Genomic DNA, 20858 nt, shown 5'->3' on the forward strand with positions numbered 1-20858 from the left:
TTTCGACGTTCAACTGTCTGTTGATCGGGTCAGTGATTCCCATTGATCGATCTCTTTTAAAGACTGTGTGAGCTTTTCGCGCACGAGCGCGAGCGCATCGCTACCGAGCAGTAGATGAGCCGGCGGTTTGTCGCTCTGGATCAACTGCAACAGGGCCTGCGCAGCCTTTTGCGGATCGCCGAGCTGCTTGCCGCTCTTCTCTTCACGCGCCTGGCGAATCGGGTCGAAGCTGGCATCGTAGTCACCAATGCTGCGAGGCGTGCGCTGCATCGAGCGGCCCGCCCAATCGGTGCGAAAGGAGCCTGGCGCCACTGCCGTAACGGAGATATTGAACGGGCTGAGTTCCTTGCTCAGGGTGTCGGAGAGTCCTTCCAGCGCGAACTTGCTGGCGCAATAGTAGGAAATGCCCGGCAACGTAATGGTGCCGCCCATGGACGTGATGTTGATGATGTGGCCGCGGCGACGCTCGCGCAAGTACGGTACGAAGGCCTTTGTGATCGCGACAGCACCGAATACGTTGACGTCGAACTGCCGGCGCATGTCTTCCAGTGGCGACTCTTCGAAAATCCCTTCGTGACCGTAGCCCGCGTTATTCACCACAACATCCACGGGGCCGTAGCGCGTGTGGATTTCAGCAACGACGCTGTCGATTCGCGCAAAGTCGGTGACGTCGAGAATCACTGCATGGGCCTCGGGCGATAAAGCCTCGAAGGCCTCCACCGCACCCTGATTGCGGACCGTACCGATTACCCGGTGCCCGACAGCGAGCGCCGCGCTGGCCAGGGCCTTGCCGAAGCCACTGCTGATCCCGGTGATAAACAAGGTTTTGTGAGCACTCATCAGACATTCCTCTCGGTTCAATGAGGCTCATGGTAGTGACGCTACTGCGACAGACCTATGCCGGAAAATCCGTGAGTCTTGCCTGTTCCTATCAAGACCGAAATGCTCGGCGAATTTAAGTCCGAACCAGTACCCGATTCTGCACATACACACGCCGGCACTGCGCAGTAAATCCCACGACGAACAGGCAGAAAAGGACCAGCAAGGTGATCTTCACCACGCTTGCGGCAGGACCTGCGGCCAGAGGCTGGGAAACTGGCAGCCGAGTGAGCGTCTCGTTGACCGCGGGCACCAGCGACAGGAAGAAACTGAACGACAGGCCAAAGTCAGACAGATACGGACGTAGCCTCCCGAACAAGGTGAATTGCTGCACCAGCACACCCCCGAAAGCGGCAAGCAGAACCACGATGCCAAACGCATGTCCTGCGTTTAACCCCCCGGTGCTGGATATGCCAAAAGACGTGATCACCGCTAACACGAGTCCCGCCAGATAAATTTTCCCGGAACGTGTCGTTTTATCGATCCTGCTGTAGCGAGCAAAGCTGTGGATCCCCGCGATGACGGGAACCAGGCTGATCACCGTGTGGATGATGCCTACAAACGACATGGGATGCGTCATGAATACCTCTCAGGAAAATAAGATCGGCGCCACAGGTGCGGCGATGACGGGTCAGGCACCGATGAGTGTCGATGCCGTGCTGAACTGATCGATACCGACAACTCGATGTGTAGAGAGGGTTGCAAGCATGGCCCGCGCAAGCGCCGATTTGGTTTTGTTGCCGGGGCCGAACAAATCCGAATCTACTAGTAGGTAGGCTAGACTGTCAAGCTCGCCCGGTCCTGAGCGTTCGCATCTGAGTTATCTCACCACAGGCGCATGCTCGGCCATCAATTCCATCGCCCAGTCAATAAACACCCGCACCTTCGCGCTGACGTGGCGGTTCGGCGGGAATGCCAGGTACATCGGCATGGGCGCCATGTGCCAGTCCTCGAACATCGGCAGCAGCTCGCCGCTGGTCAGGTGCGGTTTGGCCATGTATTCCGGTAGCCACAGCATGCCCAGACCTGCCAGGCCGGCGGCGAGGTATGCGTTGCCGTCGTCGACCGTCAGTTGCGGGCGGCCCTGGGCCTCGACGCGTTCCTCACCCCGCTGCATCGCGTAGGGCAAGGATTTGCCGGTACGAAACCAGCGAAAGCCAACAGTACTGTGCCTGCCTTCCTCCAGCTCACGGGGATGCTCCGGCGTACCGAAACGCTGCAGATAGCCCGGTGCGGCATAGATGCCGAGCTTCAGATCGCCCACATGCCTTGCCATAAGCGACTGATCGGTGATCTCGCCGCCGCGCACCACGCAGTCGACGTTTTCACCAATGATGTCGACCATGCGATCGCTCACGCCCAAGGTCAGCTGGATTTCCGGGTAGCGTGCAAAGAACCCCGGCAAGGCGGGTATCAGCAGCATTCGCGCCAGCGGACTGGGAACATCCACCCGCAGCCGCCCACGCGGGGTCATCGACGCGCTGGACAAGCTGGTCTCGGCGTCGTCCATATCGACCAGCAGCCGGATGACGCGCTCGTAGTAAACCGCACCATCGGCAGTGACGTTGACCTTGCGTGTGGTGCGGTTGAGCAGGCGCACCCGCAGCCGCGCTTCCAGTTGCTGAACAAGCTGCGTCACGGTGGTCTTGCTCATGTGCAGGGTCGCCGCCGCCTTGGTGAAGCTGCCGGTTTCCACCACTCGGGCGAAAGCCTGCATTGCATCGAACCGGTCCATTTAGCGCCTCATTCGGGTCTGGATAGTTTGGATTCTACAAACAGTCATGACCAGCGTTGCCTGTTTATTCCGGAGGGCCATCTTTCTACATTGGCTCCATCATAAACAGCGGGCCGCGATGGCCCCGAAGGAAGTCTGCAATGACCAGCAAACGTGACGTCGTTTTCCCGCCTGACCGGCATGCACTGTACGAGCTCCACCGCTACTCGCCGGCCATTCGCTCCAATGGTTTTCTGTTCGTATCCGGTCAGGTCGGCAGCCGCAAGGACGGCTCGGCCGAACCGGACCTCGCAGCACAGGTTCGCCTGGCCTTCGCCAACCTCAACGCGATCCTGACTGAAGCCGGCGGGAGTTTTGAGGATGTGGTCGACACGACCATCTTCATGGTCGACCCCGGCTCAACATTCGAAACCATCTGGGAAGTAGCGGCCGATTACTGGGGCGAAGCGCCCTACCCCACTGTGACTGCTATCGGTGTGACCTGGTTGTCCGGCTTCGACTTCGAAATCAAGGTGATCGCCAAGCTCCCTCAATAGACAAAGCAGTGTCGTGGCAGGCGTCAGATAACCGGAGAAAGCCCCCCGTCAACGCGTAAATTGACGCCGGTGATGTACCCGGCCACCGGACTTGCCAGAAACGCGACCGCCGCCGCGATCTCGTCGAGACGACCGACTCTGCCGAGCGGGACCTGTGCAAACATCGGCAGGACCGCGCGCTCGATTTCTGCCCACGGCGCGTCTTCACTCGCCAGACCACGCTCCTCGGCGACCTCACGAAACCGGGCTTCTAGGGTGGCACTGTGTATCGTGCCGGGCGAGACGGCGTTGACCGTTATGCCCTCGGCGGCCACCGCTTTTACCATGGAAGCGGTCATTGCGTTCATAGCGGCTTTGGCCGCTGAATAGTCAGGCGCCGTGGGTGGCGGCATCGTTGCAGCCAGACTGGAAATGTTGATGACTCGCCCCCATCGCGCTTCCTGCATCCTGGGCAGGAGGCGCGTGGTAACCCGCAAGGCTGCGAGCACATTTCGATCGAAGGCAGCCGCCCAGGTCTCAGGCTGTGTAAGACGCCAACTGTCTTTCGTCCCCCCTGAGCCGCCGGCATTATTGACCAGAATATCGATAGGCCCCGCAAGCTCTTCAGCGGTGTCGACAAGTTGCCGGACCTGGTCATCGTCGGTCAGATCACCCACCACCGCAAAGGCACTGCCGCCCAGCCTGATAATGTCTTTGGCGACCCGTTCTGCCTGAGCTCTATCGCGCCCGTGAACAATGACCACTGCATCCTCAAGGGCCAGTTTTCTGGCGATCGCTTCGCCAATGCCCTTGCTACTGCCGGTGATCAGTGCCTTCTTACCGCTTAATTGCAAATCCATGCACACAACCCCTATTCACGTAGTGTCGACGTCGCAAGGTAAATAGAGATGATGGATGTAACCAGTACGCACTTTTATGTGCCTATCAGTCAGGAACAACGCGAGGTGTGCCTGGGGCCCGAGGGTTCGGCCTGGCACGTGGCCCGGGTGATCAAAATGATCCAGAGTCGATGGAAACTGCCGATTCTGTTCAGGCTCTACGCCGACCCATCGATTCGCACACTGCAACTGAAGCGAGATCTGCCAGGCGTCTCGCAGAAGATGCTGACGGCTCATTTGCGCGAACTGGCACGAGATGGCTTGATTGAACGAGTGGACTTCGGGGAAAAGCCACTGCGAGTCGAGTATCAATTGGCAGAAATGGGGCGCCAGCTACTTCCTGTTCTTATTGCGGCGCGCAGATTTTCAGAAAGCCATTTACCCGAGGGTGACGATTTGCCAACGGACCTTTGAACAGGTCCGGAAAGAATGTCTGTGGTGCACCGCCACCCGCGTCCATCTCGACGTGGCTTCTTTGCGTGCTGCGCAATGATTAAGTTGAAAGCTATTGCTTGATCAACAACCTATCAATGAGCGGGAGCGTAATCACGCCAAACATCTCGGGATCGCCATATGCACGAGCCGAGAGCATCGCCCCATGAACAGTCGCCATAAACGCCTCAGCTTCGGAGCGAGCATCGCCGGACAGGATGAAACAGCCTTGCTGTGATCCTCGCTCAAGGACGGAAGTCAGCCAGGCGGAGAGCGCTTGAAAGTGAGTCCGCACTTCAATCACGACCTCTTGCGGTAAGACCGGAATCTGGGTCGCCAGTAATGCGCACACGCAGTAGGCCTTTGTTGCGTTGCCTATACAGGATTGCCAATAACCCATATAGGCGCGAAGTTGATCTTCGGGGGCTGGACAGTGGCGTTCTATTTCGCCCATGCCTGCTTCTGCTTCCTCTCGGTACTGCAGGACAAGCGTGCGGACAAGGTCGACTTTGGTCGGAAAGTGGTGGTGAATACTGGCTTTGCGAATACCCACGAACTCGGCGATATCCGCATAGCTGAAACCGTTGTACCCGCCCGCGATAATGAGCGTGCGGGCACAGTTGAGAATTTCGTAATAGGTGTTTGAGTGATTAGTCATGGCCCGGACGCTACCTTCTAGTAGGCTGAGCGTCAAGCATGTGAAACTCGCTCAACGGGCGGCAATCTGCGCACCGCCTCCTTGGGCAATCCTTCACAAAGCCGTCCCATTGCGACACCCAGCTTCATCCAGGTCGTGAAATACCGTGGTGGCGCAGTTTGCGATAGAGCGTATTTCGGCTGATCCCCAGGCGCGCGGCAACACGGGCGATATGCCAGTGTTCCGCCTCAATCAGGGTCAGCAGGGTCTGACGCTCGGAAACGCCCAGTGGATTTTCGGCCGCCGCAACTGCCTCTGTTGGCAACAACTCCGCCACATCGTCCAGCGTGATACGCCCCTCCACTGCTAACGCGACCAGGGTGCGCAGACACGTACGCAGCTGCCGGACGTTTCCCGGCCAAGGCTGCGTCAGCAAGCGTTCTCTAACGCCCGCGTCCAGCCGAATCCTGGTGCCGGCCGCCTCTTCGCGCAGCAGCAGGTCGAGCAAACTGCCTTTGTCCGAACGATCCCGCAGCGCTGGAAGCTCCACGGCGAATCCGGCAACCCGATAGAACAGATCCTCGCGAAAACGCTTATCCGCGACACACGCCTGCAGATTCTGGTGGCTGGCACTGATGAGGCGTACGTCGAGGGGTTTTGCCGTCGCACCTCCCAGCGGCACGACCTGGCGTTCCTCCAGCACGCGCAGCAAGCGGGTCTGTAATGCCAGCGGCATATCGGCGATCTCATCCAGGAACAGAATGCCGCCATGGGCCTGCTCCAGCTTCCCGATCATCCCGTCCTTGCGGGCGCCAGTGAAGCTCCCGCCGCGATAACCGAACAGCTCGCTTTCGATCAGCGATTCGGGAATGGCTGCGCAATTGATCGCCACAAAAGGCTGGTTCGCGCGAGTGCTGGCGCGATGCAGTGCCGCTGCAAAGGCTTCTTTGCCGGTTCCTGTCTCCCCTTTCAGGAACACCGGAACGTCACGCTCCAGAACCCTGAGCGCACGCGCAAAACCGCGTTGCAAGCGCGGGTCTTCCAGGCAGACGCGCACGTCGTCGATTTTGGGGATAGCAGGAATGACTGAAGGCGCTTGGCGCAAGGGTTCACGCAACTGTCCATAAAATAAGCGCCCGTCCACCAGGCGCACAGGCCAGCAGACACTCGGCTGTGCGCTGGCCTGACTCAGCACCTGTTCGATAGGCGTTTCCAGAAGCGTTGTCAGCGATTGCCCGACCAAGTGATCGCGGCTGAGGCCCAACAGGTCCAGCGCCGCCTGATTGACTGAGCAGATGCGAGCACTCTCATCGAAACTGAGCAAGCCTTCACCCAACAGCCCAACGAAGCCGGCCTCAGGGTGGAAACGCAGCAAGTAGCGCTGAGGATCATGCCCCAGGAAAAAACAACTCTCGATCAACTTGGCGGACAGGTTGGTCAGCGCCATGGCCTGGAAGTGTTTCTGAAGACTGTGCTCCTCTCGCACCGAAGAGAGGTTCAGCACCGCGAGCAACTCGCCGCTCGCATCGAATATCGGGCTGGCTGAACAGGTCAAGCCGACGTGCTTGCCACGAAAATGTTCGTCACGCCGGATGGTGACGTGCTGCCTCTCGACCAGGCAGGTGCCAACACCATTGGTACCTTCGTAATCCTCGCTCCAGACGGAGCCCAGCCACAATCCGGAACGCTGCACCTCGGTGCGCTCGGACTCGTTGAACACACTGTCGATCGCCACGCCGCGAGCATCGGTGAGCAGCACCACATGGCCGTCACGCCCGAGCTGCTGGTGCAAACTGCTCATCTGCCAATGCGCCTCGGCAATGATGTGTTCCAGCGGCGCACGGTGATCCTGCAAACGGGGTTGTTCGACCACGTTAGGCGCGCGGCGGCTGGCGGGATCGAGCTGGTACTGATCCAGGCAACGGCGCCAGGATCGCGTGATCGCCAGGTCAGCAGCAGCGCTGTGGCTGGCAATACTGCCCTGCACGGCTTGGAGCACTTGTTGTGCATGGGCGTTGATCAAGGCCGGCTTCATTGTTCTTGTTCTCCGCTACGGTGAGGACACGGGGGCTGATCGAAGCTTATATGAAAAGCCCGCCACGAGTGCTCATTGCGCCGAGTGACACTCTGTCATCCCCCGTTCCCGAATTCGTGACAGTGTTTCGAGCCAATCCCTCGATCAAACGTCGGCAGCCGCTCTGCAATGGGGCTTTCGCGAAGATGGCCCGGGACTTGCCATGGTGTCAGTCGTTACAAAAACAACAAGAACGGGAGAGCTCATGAACATTGCTATCGAATCACCTGTGCAAACGCCAACTGAACAGCTCGCGGCGTGGGTCGAAAAGCTCGGCCAGCGCCTCGCCCAACGTGATGTGGACGGCGCACTCGAACTGTTTGCCGACGAGTGTTACTGGCGCGACCTGCTGCTTTTCAGTTGGAACCTGGTGACCCTGGAAGGCAAGCCTGCGCTGCGCGACATGCTTGAAACACGCCTCGACCAGACTCGCCCTCAAGGGTGGAAAGTGGAAGGTGAGGCGACGCTGAAAGACGGCGTGCTCGAAGGCTGGATCAGCCTGGAGACCGACGCGGCGCGAGGCAAAGGTTACGTGCGTCTGAAAGAAGGCCTGTGCTGGACGCTACTGACCACCATGCGCGAGCTCAAAGGCTTCGAAGAACCCAGTGGCCGCCGTCGTCCGATGGGGGCCAACCACGGTCACGCCCACGCCGACAAACGCAACTGGCAGGAACGCCGACGCGATGAAGAAGCGGCGCTGGGCATCACCACTCAACCCTATTGCCTGATCGTCGGCGGTGGCCAGGGCGGGCTGGGCCTCGCTGCGCGACTCAAGCGAATGGGCGTACCCACCCTGATCGTCGATAAGGCTGAGCGTCCCGGCGATCAGTGGCGCGGTCGCTACAAGTCGCTGTGCCTGCACGACCCGGTCTGGTATGACCACATGCCTTACCTGCCCTTCCCCGATCACTGGCCCGTCTTCACACCAAAAGACCAGATCGGCGACTGGCTGGAGATGTACACCAAAGTCATGGAGCTCAATTTTTGGCCGCGTACGGAGTGCGTAAGCGCCAGCTTTGATAACCACAGCGGCACCTGGAAAGTAGAAGTGCTGCGCGATGGCGAGCCCGTCACCTTGCAGCCGACCCAGTTGATCCTCGCCACCGGCATGTCCGGCGTGGCCAACATCCCTGCGTATCCGGGTGCCGAGGTTTTCGAGGGTCAGCAACATCACTCCAGCCGCCATCCTGGTGGAGACGCCTGGCGTGGCAAGCGCGCGGTGGTCATCGGTGCGAACAATTCGGCTCACGACATCTGTGCCGACCTGGTGGAAAACGGCGCCGAGGTGACCATGGTGCAACGTTCGAGCACCCACATCGTGCGCTCCGACAGTTTGATGGACCTCGTCTTCGGCGGGCTCTACTCAGAAGATGCCTTGGAGACGGGGTTGACCACGGACAAGGCCGATATGCTGTTCGCATCGATCCCGTACAAGGTCATGCCGAGCTTTCATCAACCGGTCTTTGACGCCATCAAGGAGCGCGACAAGGTGTTCTACGAGCGTCTGGCCAAGGCCGGGTTCATGCTCGACTTCGGTGACGACGATTCGGGGCTTTTCATGAAGTACGTACGCCGCGGATCGGGTTATTACATCGACGTCGGCGCTTCAGAACTGATCGCTAACGGCACAATCAAGCTCAAGAGCGCGCGAGGCCTGGGTGTCGAACGCATCGAAAAAGACGCCGTCTTGCTCAACGATGGCAGCCGACTGCCGGCTGATCTGATCGTTTACGCAACGGGCTATGGTTCCATGAATGGTTGGGCGGCGAAGCTGATTTCCCAGGAAGTCGCTGACAAGGTGGGGCGCTGCTGGGGCCTGGGCTCTGGTACCACGAATGATCCTGGTCCGTACGAGGGCGAATTGCGCAACATGTGGAAGCCGACACAGCAGGCAAACCTCTGGTTCCACGGTGGCAACCTGCATCAGTCACGGCATTACTCGCTGTACCTGGCGCTGCAGCTGAAAGCGCGCTTCGAAGGCATCGACACTTCTGTCTACGGGCTGGCGGAGAGTCACCACAAGGGCTGAGCCCAATGGCGCCCAGCCTTGGTTGGGCGCCTCTCCCCACTTGCCTCATTCGCAAAAAACAACCTTCCCCGCCTCCCGCATGAAAATTTCGACGGTCTTGGGACCAATCCCTTCGAAGGCACCAAGACGCTTTTCGAACTCATCACGATCAGTGCTCACCGATACGATATTGCCGACTTTCCCAGCGTACTCATCGTTGAGTTTATGAGCCAATGCCAGTAAGCGCGACGCCGTGGTTTCGTCGTATCGCACGTAATGCGCTTCACCGAGCATCGCAACCAATTGGCGGTGCGTGCAGTTGGCGAGTTTTCGAGGCGTATCGCGCTGATGTTTATCGACGACAACCTGATAAGCCTTGGCGGCAATCGGTCCCTGAATGCGTTTGCCCATCAGAAAACTGGCGATCAGCCATTTGAACAAACCCTCCTCGTTCGCGTCATCGAGTCTGATGTGCAGATCTGTCGCACTGATGACTTTCGACATTAGGCACGCTCTTCAAGCAGGAGACAGCGACCCGCACAATCAAGGCACGAGCAACGCTTCATGGACCTCGATTGAAGGAATGAACCCGTCAATACGCTGGCTAGCCAGCCAGCTTCTGGTTTTACTCACGTCGAAAATCTGTCCCTGCTCCATCAGCGTCAAGATGAGCTCATCCGAAACCCGGTAGCGCCCGCAGTCGGGACAGTCTCTTTCTTCCCATGGGCCTGCGCATTGAATGCGCTGCGCAACACCTACACAGATAAGACAATTCATCTTCATCACCTTTTTTATTAGGGTATCCGACACTTCGTGTGTCGCTTGCAATAGCCCACGAACGGACACCTGTCGGTTGCTCTGATGAAGCTCGTGTTTGATCGACTAAAAACAACGGATGAAGTTCGTTGCGCTGACGCTTTCAGTACAAACAGGTCGTATCCATGCGGCATGGGCATGATTGTGCGGTGAACTCGATGCCTACGTCCCAGGGTGATAGTCCTCCCCCGCCACCGCTCGCAAATAAGCTTGATCGGCCTCCCGTCGCAAGTCCCGCCACTCCTGCCAGCTAATCATGCGTTGCCTATCCATTTCGTCCGCCAAACGAAGTAATTCTTCATGGTAGGCGTCAGGACATTCCATGCGAAGGGCGCAGTTTTCCAGCGCGCGATGCCACGAACCCAGGGTGCGAAATTTTTGCTCCTGATGCGGTGTGAGCATGTTTTTAAATGAGTTCATGGCGTCGGGATTCCGCGGATATTTCTAGATGGAGACCAGGACCCCGGATTAGGTTCACAGGGAATGACCAGAGGTGCAAATCCTGCACAAAGAAGACGTTTGCTGATGACAAAAAAATAGGAAAGGCCAAAAAACTCAGGCGCCTGCGATTACCCCGAAAACGTTTTGAATTTTTTTTGACGCACTCACTCTTTTGTCCATGAGCATAAGGAGGACCTCATGAACACTGATCTTTTCGTCATTGAATACAAGCTCCACGGCGAACCGAAGTCCTTCATCATCCGGACGAAGACGATGCGCAATGTGGACGCCTGGCATTGGGCGAGTTGTGATGCAGGGTTAGCGCCCATACCCAAACCGGGACGACCGCCGCTGAAGGTCGTGTCTAAACCCATGGCTGAAAAATATGGGGTGACTGACGTCAGGTGGCGCGCATCCGCGACGCTGGACTGGACGGAGGTTTCAACGTCATGAGTGCGTACATAGCAAACGACATTGGTGGCCTGGACGGCAGCACTGGGGCAGTTCATTAGACTGCGCGTTACGTTGAGGCGAATCGACGGGATGCGTTCGCCTCAACCCAATGCCGTGTCCAGAAACATCATGACCCCGAACCCCAACATCAGTCCCAGCGTCGCATAGGTTTCGTGCCCGTTACGGTGCGTCTCGGGAATCACCTCATGGGAGACCACAAAGATCATTGCCCCCGCGGCGAGCCCTAACGCAACGGGATAACCCAGCGCAAAACCTGAAGAAATGCCAAGGCCGACGACTGCGCCAAGCGGCTCCATCAATCCTGACCCGATAGCGATTAACGCGGCGCGCAGTGCGGAGATGCCGGTCACTCGCAACGCCAACGCAACAGCAAGGCCTTCCGGAATGTCCTGAATGGCAATCGCCGTGGTCAACGGCAAGCCCACCTTCATATCCCCATTGGCGAAACTGACCCCGATCGCCATGCCCTCGGGCAGGTTATGCAGCGTGATGGCCAGGACGAAAAGCCATACGCGATTGAAGCGCTGAGCGTCCGGGCCTTTGCGTCCGCTCTCCAGATGCTCGTGGGGGACAAACCGCTCCAGTCCAATCATCAGTGCGACACCCAACCCCAATCCGGCCACTACGACACACGCGGCTAACAGCTTGTTATCGCAAATAGCCCGGGCCGCTTCGATACCTGGAAGGATGAGTGAGAAGGAGCTCGCAGCCAGCATCATGCCGGCCGCAAAGCCCAGCATGGTGTCTTGAGTCCGTGCGGTGATATCACGCAGGACCACCGCTACCACGGCACCGAGTGCCGTTGCGCCAAAACCGGACAAGCCCCCCAGAACGGCGTAGTGCAGGTTGACCCGATTTGCCCCGGTAAAGGCGCTGTATCCGCTGATCAGCAATAGCACGCTGACGCCGACCAGCGTTGACCAGAAAACGATACCCATCCACCCGCCACTTTTTTCCAGGTCAAACCCGGAGTTCCACGATGCTTTGTCAGGCGTTGATGGTTCAGACATGTGGCCTCCTACTTGCCATTGAAACGCTTGCGAGAACTGCTCGACGTCGCCGTCAGGATTTGCTTCGACAGGCGTTTGGCTTCTCGCTCAAAGGACATTGCCGTGCTGCTGAACAGCATGGCAAAACCCTCTTCCGAATCCGAAGAAACGCCCTTGGAATGCCCATTCATTTTCATTCACCTCGTTGATTGAAAAACGCAAACACCGCACGCCTTCGTGGCGTGCGGTGCACTTCATCACGCGTCTTCACGCCCTTGGGCACCTGCGCCCAGATCGGCACCTGTGATGGGATTACTTTCAGGATCAGACATCGTTCGAGCTTTCATCGCCATCAGCAGTTCTTCATCTTCTGCGCTCAACTCGACACTGGCGGTGCCATCCCCACCGTCGACTGCAGGGGCCGGCTCTTCCACATAATCCCAGTCATCACCTTCGTTCCATGGCCCGCGCATGCTTTCTGCGCCTTGGGACATGTTGAAGTACACGTTGGTGAATTCAGGCATACCTGGCAGCTTGCCTTGGGGGAAGTTGGGCTGAATGGAGTGCAGGGCTTTTTCGAAGGACAGTTGGTGCGCGATTTCTCTGGTCATCAGAAACCCGAGCGCCTCTTTTACGCCTGGATCATCGGTGACGTTCATCAGCCGCTCGTAAACAATCTTGGCCCGTGCATCGGCGGCAATATTGGAGCGCATGTCAGCGGTAGGCTCACCAATGGTGTCGACGTAAGCGGCAGACCACGGCACCCCGGCGGAGTTGGTGAGCGGCGCGCCGGCGCCGTACAACAGGCTGGTGATGTGCGAGTCGTTACCCGCACCATTGATTGCGCGGTACAGCTCGCCTTCCTCTTCAACGCCTTCGGCCAATTGACCTTTGGCCCCCTTGTTGAGCATCACGATGATCGACCCGACGATCTCAAGATGACTGAGCTCTTCGGTCGCGATGTCCATCAGCAGATCCTTTCTGCCCGGATCATCCTCGGCCAACGCTTGGGTGAAGTACCTCGACGCAGCCGCCAGTTCACCCTGGGCCCCGCCAAACTGCTCGAGTAAAAGATTGGCCAACCCCGGGTTAGGTTGGGCCACGCGCACGGTGTATTGAAGTCGCTTGTTATGTAGGAACATGACGAATCTCCTCAGGCCTGAAAGGCGTCGATACTCACTCGGTGATTGACCGAATGCGGCGCCCACAGTCATCTGAAGGTGCTGCCCTTTCGAAAATTTTATAAAGATCGGTAACTCGCGACAGACGGCATTTGCTATTGCCGTTCGGGCTGATTGACCCCCAGTCGTCGGCTATTGGGCCCCTGACTTAAAACTTTTACAGGCTTGTTCATCTCAACCGCTGTCTCGCCAAAATCCTTACGGGAAACCGGCCAGTTGATCGGCATTTTTTTCGATAGGCAGACGCTTTCGCGCTGCGTGGAAATCGTCCGTTGGCAGCACAATCATCGAGAAGCCCTACCTGCCCCTTGCGGCATCGCTGGACGACAATCTGGCTATTTACACACCCTTCAATTCGCCAATTCAGACGATAAACACTCAGGCAATAAACCGCCGAACTCAAACTAAGAAGTCGCGAATGATGATTGAACGTCGTATCGCTATCTATTTAGTACATTTTTAATTTGCAAACTATGCAGAGCGCTAGTTAAGAACTACTTGCATTGTAGAACAATTATTTTCCGAAGTTTTTTTGAACCTTTTAAACAGCGTTTTGCCTGATCGTGCACAAGGGGCAACAGCACCTTTTTAATCCAGAACTTAAACCAATACGAACAGACAACATGAAAAAATTAGTGACTGCTGCACTGCTACTTTCCTGTGTGACATTGGGCGTACAGGCCGCTGAATTGTCAGGTGCCATTGGCGCTACCAGTCAAGGCGGCATGACGGCCAGAGCGGGCCTGGGTTTCGATTGGGATAAATCCTGGATGCAAAGTTCTACTGGCAAGTTAACCGGTTATTGGGACTTGGGTTACACCTACTGGGAAGCGGGAGAGGAAGCTGGCGGCCGTCATTCCTTGTCTTTCGCGCCGGTGTTTGTATACGAGTTCGGCCAGGGCACTATCAAGCCGTTTATTGAAGCCGGTATAGGTGTCGCCCTGTTCTCCGGAACGAGTGCGGGTGATCAGCAGTTTGGGTCTTCCTTCAACTTTGAAGATCGGCTCGGCGCAGGTTTGAAGATTGGCGATACACAGCGCGTCGGTGTTAGAGCCATTCACTATTCCAATGCCGGCATTAAACAACCAAACGATGGTATTGAATCCTACTCGTTGTTTTACAGCCATTCGATTTAAGTGACTCGTGGCGAGGGGATTCATCGGAATGCCGCACCACCCCGTTCGGCTGCGCAGCAGTCGTAAAAACCTGCAACTCAGGTGTATCAAGTACACCGCGTGTGATGGTTCAACGACTGCTGCGCAGCCGAACGGGGTGGTGCGGCATTCCGATAAATCCCCTCACCACAGTGTTGGTGCTCAGGCGCATAACTATGACAGTGCTCCGATAGCCAGCCTGAGGATGAGGACGCTTTGAGGACCACAGCAAAAGCCCTGCAAATATCCTGAACTGTTGCTCGCCCCGAGCTTCTATGGATAGACCGCGTAGGTCATTCATCCAACCTAATTCTTCTTCGGAGTGCTTGATCATGTCTGATCAAACAGCGAGCGACAGTGCATCAAGCCAGGAACGTCCCGCCAGCCGCGTCAGTGAGGGCCTGCCCTATCCGCTCGGCGCGACGTGGGACGGGTCAGGTGTCAACTTTGCCATTTTTTCCGCCAATGCCACGAAGGTCGAACTGTGCCTGTTCGACGCGGACGGCCAGGAAGAAATCGAGCGCATCGTGCTGCCGGAATTCACCAACGAAATCTGGCATGGGTACCTGCCTGACGCCCGCCCAGGGACGCTGTATGGCTACAGAGTGCATGGCCCTTACGAGCCGGCCAATGGGCATCGTTTCAACCACAACAAACTGTTGATCGACCCGTACGCCAAGCAGATCTCCGGTGAGCTGAAATGGGACGATGCCTTGTTCGGCTATACCGTCGGCCATGAGGACGGCGATTTGTCATTTGATGAACGTGACAGCGCACCGTTCATGCCCCGCTGCAGAGTCATCGACCCTGCATTCACCTGGGGCAATACGGCAAAGCCGAACGTGCCATGGGAAAACACGGTTTTTTATGAAACCCATGTCCGCGGCTTCACCATGCGCCATCCCTCGGTGCCGGAGTCTGAACGCGGCACCTTTGCGGCCTTCCATCAAAATGATGTCGTTGAATACATCCGTTCATTGGGTGTGACATCAGTGGAATTGATGCCCGTGCACTATTTCCTCGATGACAATCATCTGCTGGAAAAAGGCCTGCGCAACTTCTGGGGCTATAACACCCTGGGCTTCTTTGCTCCCCATGCTCGCTACATGGCAGGCCAGTCCATCGGCGAATTCAAAGTCATGGTGTCGCGTTTCCACAAGGCCGGGTTAGAGGTGATTCTGGATGTGGTCTACAACCACACCGCCGAGGGCAACGAGATGGGCCCGACCCTGTCACTCAAGGGCATCGACAATGCCAGCTACTACCGATTGATGCCCGACGACGCCCGCTATTACATCAATGACACCGGTACCGGCAACACGCTCAACATGAGCCATCCTTGCGTCTTGCAGATGGTCACCGACTCCTTGCGGTATTGGAGCTCGGAGATGGGCGTGGACGGGTTTCGATTCGACCTGGCCACTATCCTGGCTCGGGAACCAGACGGGTTCAGCGAAGGTGGCGGGTTCCTTGATGCCTGTCGCCAGGACCCGGTGCTCGCCAAGGTGAAGCTGATTGCCGAACCATGGGACTGTGGCCCTGGGGGCTACCAGGTCGGCAATTTCCCGCCCGGCTGGATGGAGTGGAACGACAAGTTCAGGGACATCTCTCGTGCGTTCTGGAAAGGCGACGACGAAATGCTCGGTGACTTTGCCAAGATATTTTTGGGCTCGGGTGACCAGTTCAATCGACGCGGCCGCAAGCCCGCCTCCTCCGTAAATTTCATTACGGCCCACGATGGCTTCACCCTGAATGACCTGGTCTCGTACAACGAGAAACACAACGAGGCCAATGGCGAAGACAACCGTGACGGGCACTCCGATAACAGGTCGTGGAACTGTGGTGTCGAGGGCCCGACTGAAGACCCTGCGATCATCGAGCTGCGTTATCGGCAGATGCGCAATCTCCTGGCCACGCTGTTCCTTTCCCAAGGCACCCCTATGCTCCTGGCCGGCGACGAATTTGCCCGCACCCAAGGTGGCAGCAACAACGCCTATTGCCAGGACAGTGAGATCGGTTGGGTCGATTGGAACGTGAGCGAGAAAAGCAGCGAGCTCCAGGAGTTTGTCAGGTACCTGATCGATCTGCGCAATCGCTATCCCCTGCTGCGTCGCAATCGCTTTTTCACCGGAGAGTATGACGAAGGCCTGGGTGTGAAAGACGTGAGCTGGATCCAGCCGAACGGTGAAGAAATGGGCATGGAGCAGTGGCAGGACGGCAACAACCGCTGCATGGGCATCCTGCTGGACGGTCGCACTCAAACCAGCGGCATTCGCCGTGAGGGCGTCGACCATTCGCTGCTGATCATCGTAAACGCGCACCACGATGTGGTGAGTTTCAAGCTCCCGGAAGTCCCCCAAGGCAAACAATGGGTGCTTGAGCTTGATACCAACCAGGCAGATCTCGACCCGGGCGAATTGTTTTCTTTCGGCGATGAGTATCAGGTGACCGGGCGTTCAGTGCTGATGTTCGAACTGAAAAAACCGGCGACGAAAAGAAGGAAGTAGGCACTCGGTTAACGACACAATCCCCTGTAGCCGCTGGGACCTGCGGTGAGGGGATGAATCCTCTGTAGCCGCTGGCAACCTTGTGGTAAGGGGACGATCCCCTATAGCCGCTGGCAACCTTGTGGCGAGGGGATTTATCCCCGTTGGGTCGCGCAGCGGCCCCAAGGTCTTTACGACTGCTACGCAGCCGAACGGGGATAAATCCCCTCGCCACAGGCGCCACAGGCGCCAGCGGCTACATGGGCTGCAAAGCCCGAAGTACGTCATGAATCTCGGAAACCACCTGCGCCGTTGCCTCTTCGATCGTTCCTTCATTGCGACATAACACCCAACCCTGATCCGCAACCGCTCGCTCGAACGCCTGGGTACAAGCGACCTGCTCTTGCATGTTATGGATCACCGTACTGCCCAATCCACGGGTTCGTGCCGAGGCCCTCGCCCATGAAATTTCAGGGTCAGTGACAACGCCGACATGCAGGTCAGGCACTTGCACGTGTCGATCAAGGTTCAACTGCAGAATGTCTGCAAACGGGACGTAAGGGGATTATCCCCTATAGAAGCTGGCTACCTTGTGGCAAGGGGACTATCCCCTATAGCCGTTGGCAACCTTGTGGCGAGGGGATTTATCCCCGTTGGGTCGCGCAGCGGCCCCAAAATCTTTACGACTGCTACGCAGCCGAACGGGGATAAATCCCCTCGCCACAGGCGCCACAGGCGCCAGCGGCTACATGGGCTGCAAAGCCCGAAGTACGTCATGAATCTCGGAAACCACCTGCGCCGTTGCCTCTTCGATCGTTCCTTCATTGCGACATAACACCCAACCCTGATCCGCAACCGCTCGCTCGAACGCCTGGGTACAAGCGACCTGCTCTTGCAGGTTATGGATCACCGTACTGCCCAATCCACGGGTTCGTGCCGCGGCCCTCGCCCATGAAATTTCGGGGTCAGTGACCACGCCGACATGCAGGTCGGGCACTTGCACGTGTCGATCAAGGTTCAACTGCAGAATGTCTGCAAATGGGACGAGCCGGCGAAACGCGGCGTCAGACGGGTACCAGCGATCGATCAGGATGATGCTGTCAGCTGGCTGTTCAGGCAGCACGTGGTGGGAAATCCAGGCACGGCTTTCAGCGAAGCGCTCACAAACCGCCCACTCCAGATCCCGACCGGGATGTCTGACGAGCCTGTTAACGAGGCCCATGGTTTCACCCCGGTAGGGATCGCTCTTTTTCTCGCACAGCCGAATCACCTTTTTGTTGTCTGCCCTCAGCGCTTTCGTCACGGCTTCCAGCAGTGTGGTTTTGCCGGTGCCCTTGGGCCCATCGAGGGAAACAAACAGCGAACGATTCATGCGTCAAATAACGGTTGAAGGAGGGTTTTTCCAACGTTTGAATCGTGCGATTGCATCTTGCTTCCTTAACGACATCAACTAACTTAGGTGTACGGAGAAAACCGAAGCCCAACGGAGAGCGCTATTTTCCGCTGCACTGCGCTTGAGCAAAGTTTCAAAGTGGCGGGGACAGTACATTAGCCGACCCCATCTGAACACTCAGCGAAGCCAGGTACTCGCCAAATCCCCCGCGACATTTGAAATCCTTGCGTGCACTGGTCACCACCGGGTTGGTCGCTGTCCACACAATACTCGCGCTGATTTTTTCAAGATCCGCCACCAGATGAACGTCTTCATGGGCCGCCAGATGCTGGAAACCTCCGGCCTCGCGATACGCGGTGGCGCTCAGGCCCAGATTGGCACCGTGGATGTGCCGGTGGTTGTCGACGAACTGATAGCACTCCATGTAATGCGAGCGAACGGTCTCCCCATGCTCGGCCCAACTGTCCACTTCCACCGTGCCGCACACGGCGTCAGCCATGAAGTCGAGTTGCCGGGCGATCCAGTCGGGTGGCACCACGGTGTCGGCATCGGTAAACGCCAGCCATTGCGCGCCAGCGCGGAGCAGCTCTTCGGCCCCGGTCGCCCGGGCTTTGCCGACGTTCTGAAAAGAGACGTTGACCGTGCTGACGTCCATTCCACAGATCAGGCTGGCCGTGTCGTCCGAGCAGTCGTCCAGAACGACCACCACCCTGACCTCCCGCCCCAAAAGTCCCGGATGCCTGGCGGCAGTCAGGATGGACGAGAGGCAGGCGGTGATGTGTTTTTCTTCATTATGGGCTGGTATCACAACGCCGATCATTGACGGTCCCTCTTTCCGGCAAAGTGTGTGGTCTCCAGTAATCGACACTGTGCTTTATCAGAAGGTTTAAAGAATGTGAGGCGCGCTGCCATTCCTGGCAGACGCGCCTGGCTACGGTTAAATCGTGCCTGCGTCCTCCGGACGATCCTGCACCCACTGCCAGAACAGCTGGTACCCCACCGCCAACACCACCGGCCCGATGAACAGCCCGATAATCCCGCTGGTGACCATGCCGCCCAACGCGCCAATCAGTATCACCGGCATCGGTACATCAACACCGCGCCCCAACAGCAAGGGTTTGAGCACGTTATCGACGAGGCCTGCAACGAACACGTAAATGGAGAAGGTAATAGTCCCGGTGGTGGCGCCTTCAGTGGCAATGACGAAAGCAATCACAGGGATCGTGATCAAGCTCACCGGTAATTGCATGATGCCGAGCAGCAACACGGCCAATGCGAGCAGGCCAGCACCGGGGACACCTTTGAACACGAAGCCGAGGCCGACCAGCAGCATCTGGATAAAGGCGATGCCGACCACCCCGAGTGCGACCGCGCGAATGGTTGCGGTGCACAGTTCGGCGATTTTCGGGCCCTTGACCGGACCGCTCAGGCGCGAAGCGATCTGCACCGCACTGCGGCTGCCGCTTTCACCGTAGGCCATGAAGATGCCCGCGATGATCAACGCAACGATGAACATCAGAAAACCCATGCCGACACCCGCAAGCTTGCTCAGCAGGCCCAGGGAGACGTGCTTGATTTGCGGAATGTATTTGGCGGTCAGGTCGGGCAGATTGGTCGACGCCTGCAACCACAGGTCAGAGAGCGGCTTGCCGACTAACGGCCAGTCGGCCACTGATGGCGCGGGTGGCGGCACATGGAAACCGCCCTCCTTGACGATCACCATAGCGTGCTCGACCGAGTCGGCAATCGAAGTCCCCATCAGGTAAATCGGCACCAACAAAATCAGAATGGCGATCAGAACGATCAGCGTCGCCACAAATCCGGGCTTTTTCCCTCGTCGTCCCATCAGCCAGGTTTGCAGCGGATAAAGCGTGATCGCCAGGATCAGCGACCACAGCATCAGGTCGCGGAACGGGCTGAAGATCTCGAAGCAGAACAGCACCAGAACCGTGATCAGCCCTGCACGAATCAGCACATCAAGCAGGGTACGGGAGAACGCCTTTTCATTTATCGGTGAGGGCACCATAGAAACCTCCATGCTGGTCAGGACGACGCTCTGTGAAGCGGTTAGCCCAGCATAGACGTTGGTTTGAAAAAGCGAGGTGTCAGCGCAATTTCAGCGGATCAATCAGCTCGGCGGCGATGGCCATGCCCACCAGGTCCGGCAAGGTCGTGGCCTGCATGCGTTTCATCACCCGTGAGCGATAGAGATCGACGGTTTTGGCGCTCACGCCCAGTTGCTCGGCAATTTCACGAGTGGTGTAACCCTGCACCAGCGGCAACAGCACATCGCGCTCCCGGGGGGTCAACGTCAACAAGCGGGCTTGCAGGGCGTCATGACCGGGACTGCCCGAGCGCTTGGCTGCGCAGTTGCTGAGCGCCTGTTGCACACTGTCCAGCAGCAACTGTTCGTTGTAGGGTTTTTCGATGAAGTCATGGGCGCCGGCCTTGAAAGCGCGGACCACGATCGGCACGTCGGCATGCCCGCTGACAAAGATGATCGGCAGGTCCAGCGCGCGCAGGCGCATTTCTTCCTGCACGTTCAGGCCGCCCATGCCGGGCATGCGCACATCGAGCAATACGCAGGCATCAAGACTGGCATCGCAGGCATCGAGAAACTCGACGCCACTGGTAAACGCCAGTGCCTTGAGACCGACGGACTCCAGGAGCCAGACCGTTGAATCGAGCATGCCCTGGTCATCGTCGACCACATACACCACGTGCTCCGTCGCACCTGCCATTGCA

At 57.7% G+C, this 20858-nt stretch carries 22 protein-coding genes and 1 pseudogene; 6 read left to right on the forward strand and 17 right to left on the reverse strand.

The features are described 5' to 3' along the window. Positions 1-9 precede the first annotated feature (9 nt). The 3 genes from AC3ZVB_RS16240 to AC3ZVB_RS16250 form a co-directional block, all read right to left on the reverse strand. Entirely contained in the window at positions 10-840 is an 831-nt protein-coding gene (locus tag AC3ZVB_RS16240; protein WP_490147122.1) for an oxidoreductase, read from the reverse strand. Positions 841-955: 115 nt separating this feature from the next. Then, complete coding sequence (locus tag AC3ZVB_RS16245) at positions 956-1459, reverse strand: hypothetical protein (protein WP_490147123.1); 504 nt, start codon at positions 1457-1459, stop codon at positions 956-958. Between the two features lie 240 nt (positions 1460-1699). Further along, the gene (locus tag AC3ZVB_RS16250; RefSeq protein ID WP_490147124.1) at positions 1700-2614 is read right to left on the reverse strand and encodes a LysR family transcriptional regulator; all 915 of its coding nucleotides are present in this window, start codon (positions 2612-2614) and stop codon (positions 1700-1702) included. 140 nt (positions 2615-2754) lie between these two features. Between AC3ZVB_RS16250 and AC3ZVB_RS16255 the strand changes: the two genes are divergently transcribed. Next, on the forward strand, positions 2755-3150 hold the full coding sequence (locus AC3ZVB_RS16255) for a RidA family protein (protein WP_490147125.1): 396 nt from the start codon (positions 2755-2757) through the stop codon (positions 3148-3150). Between the two features lie 23 nt (positions 3151-3173). Here the strand turns inward: AC3ZVB_RS16255 and AC3ZVB_RS16260 are convergent, their stop codons facing one another. Next, the gene (locus AC3ZVB_RS16260) at positions 3174-3989 is read right to left on the reverse strand and encodes an SDR family NAD(P)-dependent oxidoreductase (protein ID WP_490147126.1); all 816 of its coding nucleotides are present in this window, start codon (positions 3987-3989) and stop codon (positions 3174-3176) included. Between the two features lie 48 nt (positions 3990-4037). On the opposite strand from AC3ZVB_RS16260, the gene AC3ZVB_RS16265 reads away from it, so the two are divergent. Next, on the forward strand, positions 4038-4442 hold the full coding sequence (locus AC3ZVB_RS16265; RefSeq protein WP_490147127.1) for a winged helix-turn-helix transcriptional regulator: 405 nt from the start codon (positions 4038-4040) through the stop codon (positions 4440-4442). Between the two features lie 91 nt (positions 4443-4533). Here the strand turns inward: AC3ZVB_RS16265 and AC3ZVB_RS16270 are convergent, their stop codons facing one another. Together AC3ZVB_RS16270 and AC3ZVB_RS16275 are read right to left on the reverse strand one after the other, a co-directional pair. After that, positions 4534-5118: a TetR/AcrR family transcriptional regulator gene (locus AC3ZVB_RS16270; RefSeq protein ID WP_490147128.1), complete on the reverse strand. Its 585-nt coding sequence runs from the start codon at positions 5116-5118 to the stop codon at positions 4534-4536. Between the two features lie 124 nt (positions 5119-5242). Further along, the gene (locus AC3ZVB_RS16275) at positions 5243-7132 is read right to left on the reverse strand and encodes a sigma-54-dependent Fis family transcriptional regulator (RefSeq protein ID WP_490147129.1); all 1890 of its coding nucleotides are present in this window, start codon (positions 7130-7132) and stop codon (positions 5243-5245) included. A gap of 244 nt (positions 7133-7376) precedes the next feature. On the opposite strand from AC3ZVB_RS16275, the gene AC3ZVB_RS16280 reads away from it, so the two are divergent. Then, entirely contained in the window at positions 7377-9200 is a 1824-nt protein-coding gene (locus tag AC3ZVB_RS16280) for an NAD(P)-binding domain-containing protein (protein ID WP_490147130.1), read from the forward strand. A 45-nt stretch (positions 9201-9245) separates the two neighbouring features. On the opposite strand, the gene AC3ZVB_RS16285 is transcribed toward AC3ZVB_RS16280, so the two are convergent. From AC3ZVB_RS16285 to AC3ZVB_RS16295, 3 genes are all read right to left on the reverse strand, one after another. Continuing rightward, positions 9246-9683, reverse strand: coding sequence for a DNA methylase (locus tag AC3ZVB_RS16285; RefSeq protein ID WP_490147131.1), 438 nt, complete (start codon positions 9681-9683; stop codon positions 9246-9248). 39 nt (positions 9684-9722) lie between these two features. Beyond that, positions 9723-9956, reverse strand: coding sequence for a hypothetical protein (locus tag AC3ZVB_RS16290; protein WP_247266910.1), 234 nt, complete (start codon positions 9954-9956; stop codon positions 9723-9725). 201 nt (positions 9957-10157) lie between these two features. Next, positions 10158-10415 carry a hypothetical protein gene (locus tag AC3ZVB_RS16295; protein WP_194693179.1) on the reverse strand — a complete coding sequence of 86 codons (258 nt, stop codon included), beginning with the start codon at positions 10413-10415 and terminating at the stop codon, positions 10158-10160. A 219-nt stretch (positions 10416-10634) separates the two neighbouring features. On the opposite strand from AC3ZVB_RS16295, the gene AC3ZVB_RS16300 reads away from it, so the two are divergent. After that, positions 10635-10889, forward strand: coding sequence for a DUF6555 family protein (locus AC3ZVB_RS16300; RefSeq protein WP_162438049.1), 255 nt, complete (start codon positions 10635-10637; stop codon positions 10887-10889). Between the two features lie 101 nt (positions 10890-10990). Here the strand turns inward: AC3ZVB_RS16300 and AC3ZVB_RS16305 are convergent, their stop codons facing one another. The 3 genes from AC3ZVB_RS16305 to AC3ZVB_RS16315 all read right to left on the reverse strand — a co-directional run bounded on the left by AC3ZVB_RS16305 (position 10991) and on the right by AC3ZVB_RS16315 (position 13041). Next, positions 10991-11848 carry a ZIP family metal transporter gene (locus AC3ZVB_RS16305; RefSeq protein WP_328803774.1) on the reverse strand — a complete coding sequence of 286 codons (858 nt, stop codon included), beginning with the start codon at positions 11846-11848 and terminating at the stop codon, positions 10991-10993. A gap of 80 nt (positions 11849-11928) precedes the next feature. After that, positions 11929-12090, reverse strand: coding sequence for a hypothetical protein (locus AC3ZVB_RS16310; RefSeq protein WP_490147132.1), 162 nt, complete (start codon positions 12088-12090; stop codon positions 11929-11931). Positions 12091-12156: 66 nt separating this feature from the next. Then, on the reverse strand, positions 12157-13041 hold the full coding sequence (locus AC3ZVB_RS16315; protein ID WP_490147133.1) for a manganese catalase family protein: 885 nt from the start codon (positions 13039-13041) through the stop codon (positions 12157-12159). Positions 13042-13703: 662 nt separating this feature from the next. On the opposite strand from AC3ZVB_RS16315, the gene AC3ZVB_RS16320 reads away from it, so the two are divergent. Further along, positions 13704-14216: an acyloxyacyl hydrolase gene (locus tag AC3ZVB_RS16320; RefSeq protein WP_490147134.1), complete on the forward strand. Its 513-nt coding sequence runs from the start codon at positions 13704-13706 to the stop codon at positions 14214-14216. A gap of 350 nt (positions 14217-14566) precedes the next feature. Further along, entirely contained in the window at positions 14567-16741 is a 2175-nt protein-coding gene (gene glgX, locus AC3ZVB_RS16325; protein WP_162438054.1) for a glycogen debranching protein GlgX, read from the forward strand. A 235-nt stretch (positions 16742-16976) separates the two neighbouring features. Here glgX and AC3ZVB_RS16330 read toward each other — a convergent pair. The 5 genes and pseudogenes from AC3ZVB_RS16330 to AC3ZVB_RS16350 all read right to left on the reverse strand — a co-directional run. Next, positions 16977-17276: pseudogene (locus AC3ZVB_RS16330) on the reverse strand (nucleoside/nucleotide kinase family protein); the annotation flags it as partial. A 189-nt stretch (positions 17277-17465) separates the two neighbouring features. Then, positions 17466-18092, reverse strand: coding sequence for a dTMP kinase (locus AC3ZVB_RS16335; RefSeq protein WP_490147135.1), 627 nt, complete (start codon positions 18090-18092; stop codon positions 17466-17468). A gap of 154 nt (positions 18093-18246) precedes the next feature. Continuing rightward, positions 18247-18933 carry a glycosyltransferase family 2 protein gene (locus tag AC3ZVB_RS16340; RefSeq protein ID WP_490147136.1) on the reverse strand — a complete coding sequence of 229 codons (687 nt, stop codon included), beginning with the start codon at positions 18931-18933 and terminating at the stop codon, positions 18247-18249. Positions 18934-19050: 117 nt separating this feature from the next. After that, the gene (locus AC3ZVB_RS16345; RefSeq protein ID WP_490147137.1) at positions 19051-20139 is read right to left on the reverse strand and encodes an AI-2E family transporter; all 1089 of its coding nucleotides are present in this window, start codon (positions 20137-20139) and stop codon (positions 19051-19053) included. 79 nt (positions 20140-20218) lie between these two features. Continuing rightward, a complete protein-coding gene (locus AC3ZVB_RS16350; protein WP_162438058.1) occupies positions 20219-20854 on the reverse strand; it encodes a response regulator transcription factor in 636 nt (211 codons plus the stop codon). Positions 20855-20858 lie beyond the last annotated feature (4 nt).

The sequence above is a fragment of the Pseudomonas sp. MDV22-iso1 genome, assembly GCF_058145095.1.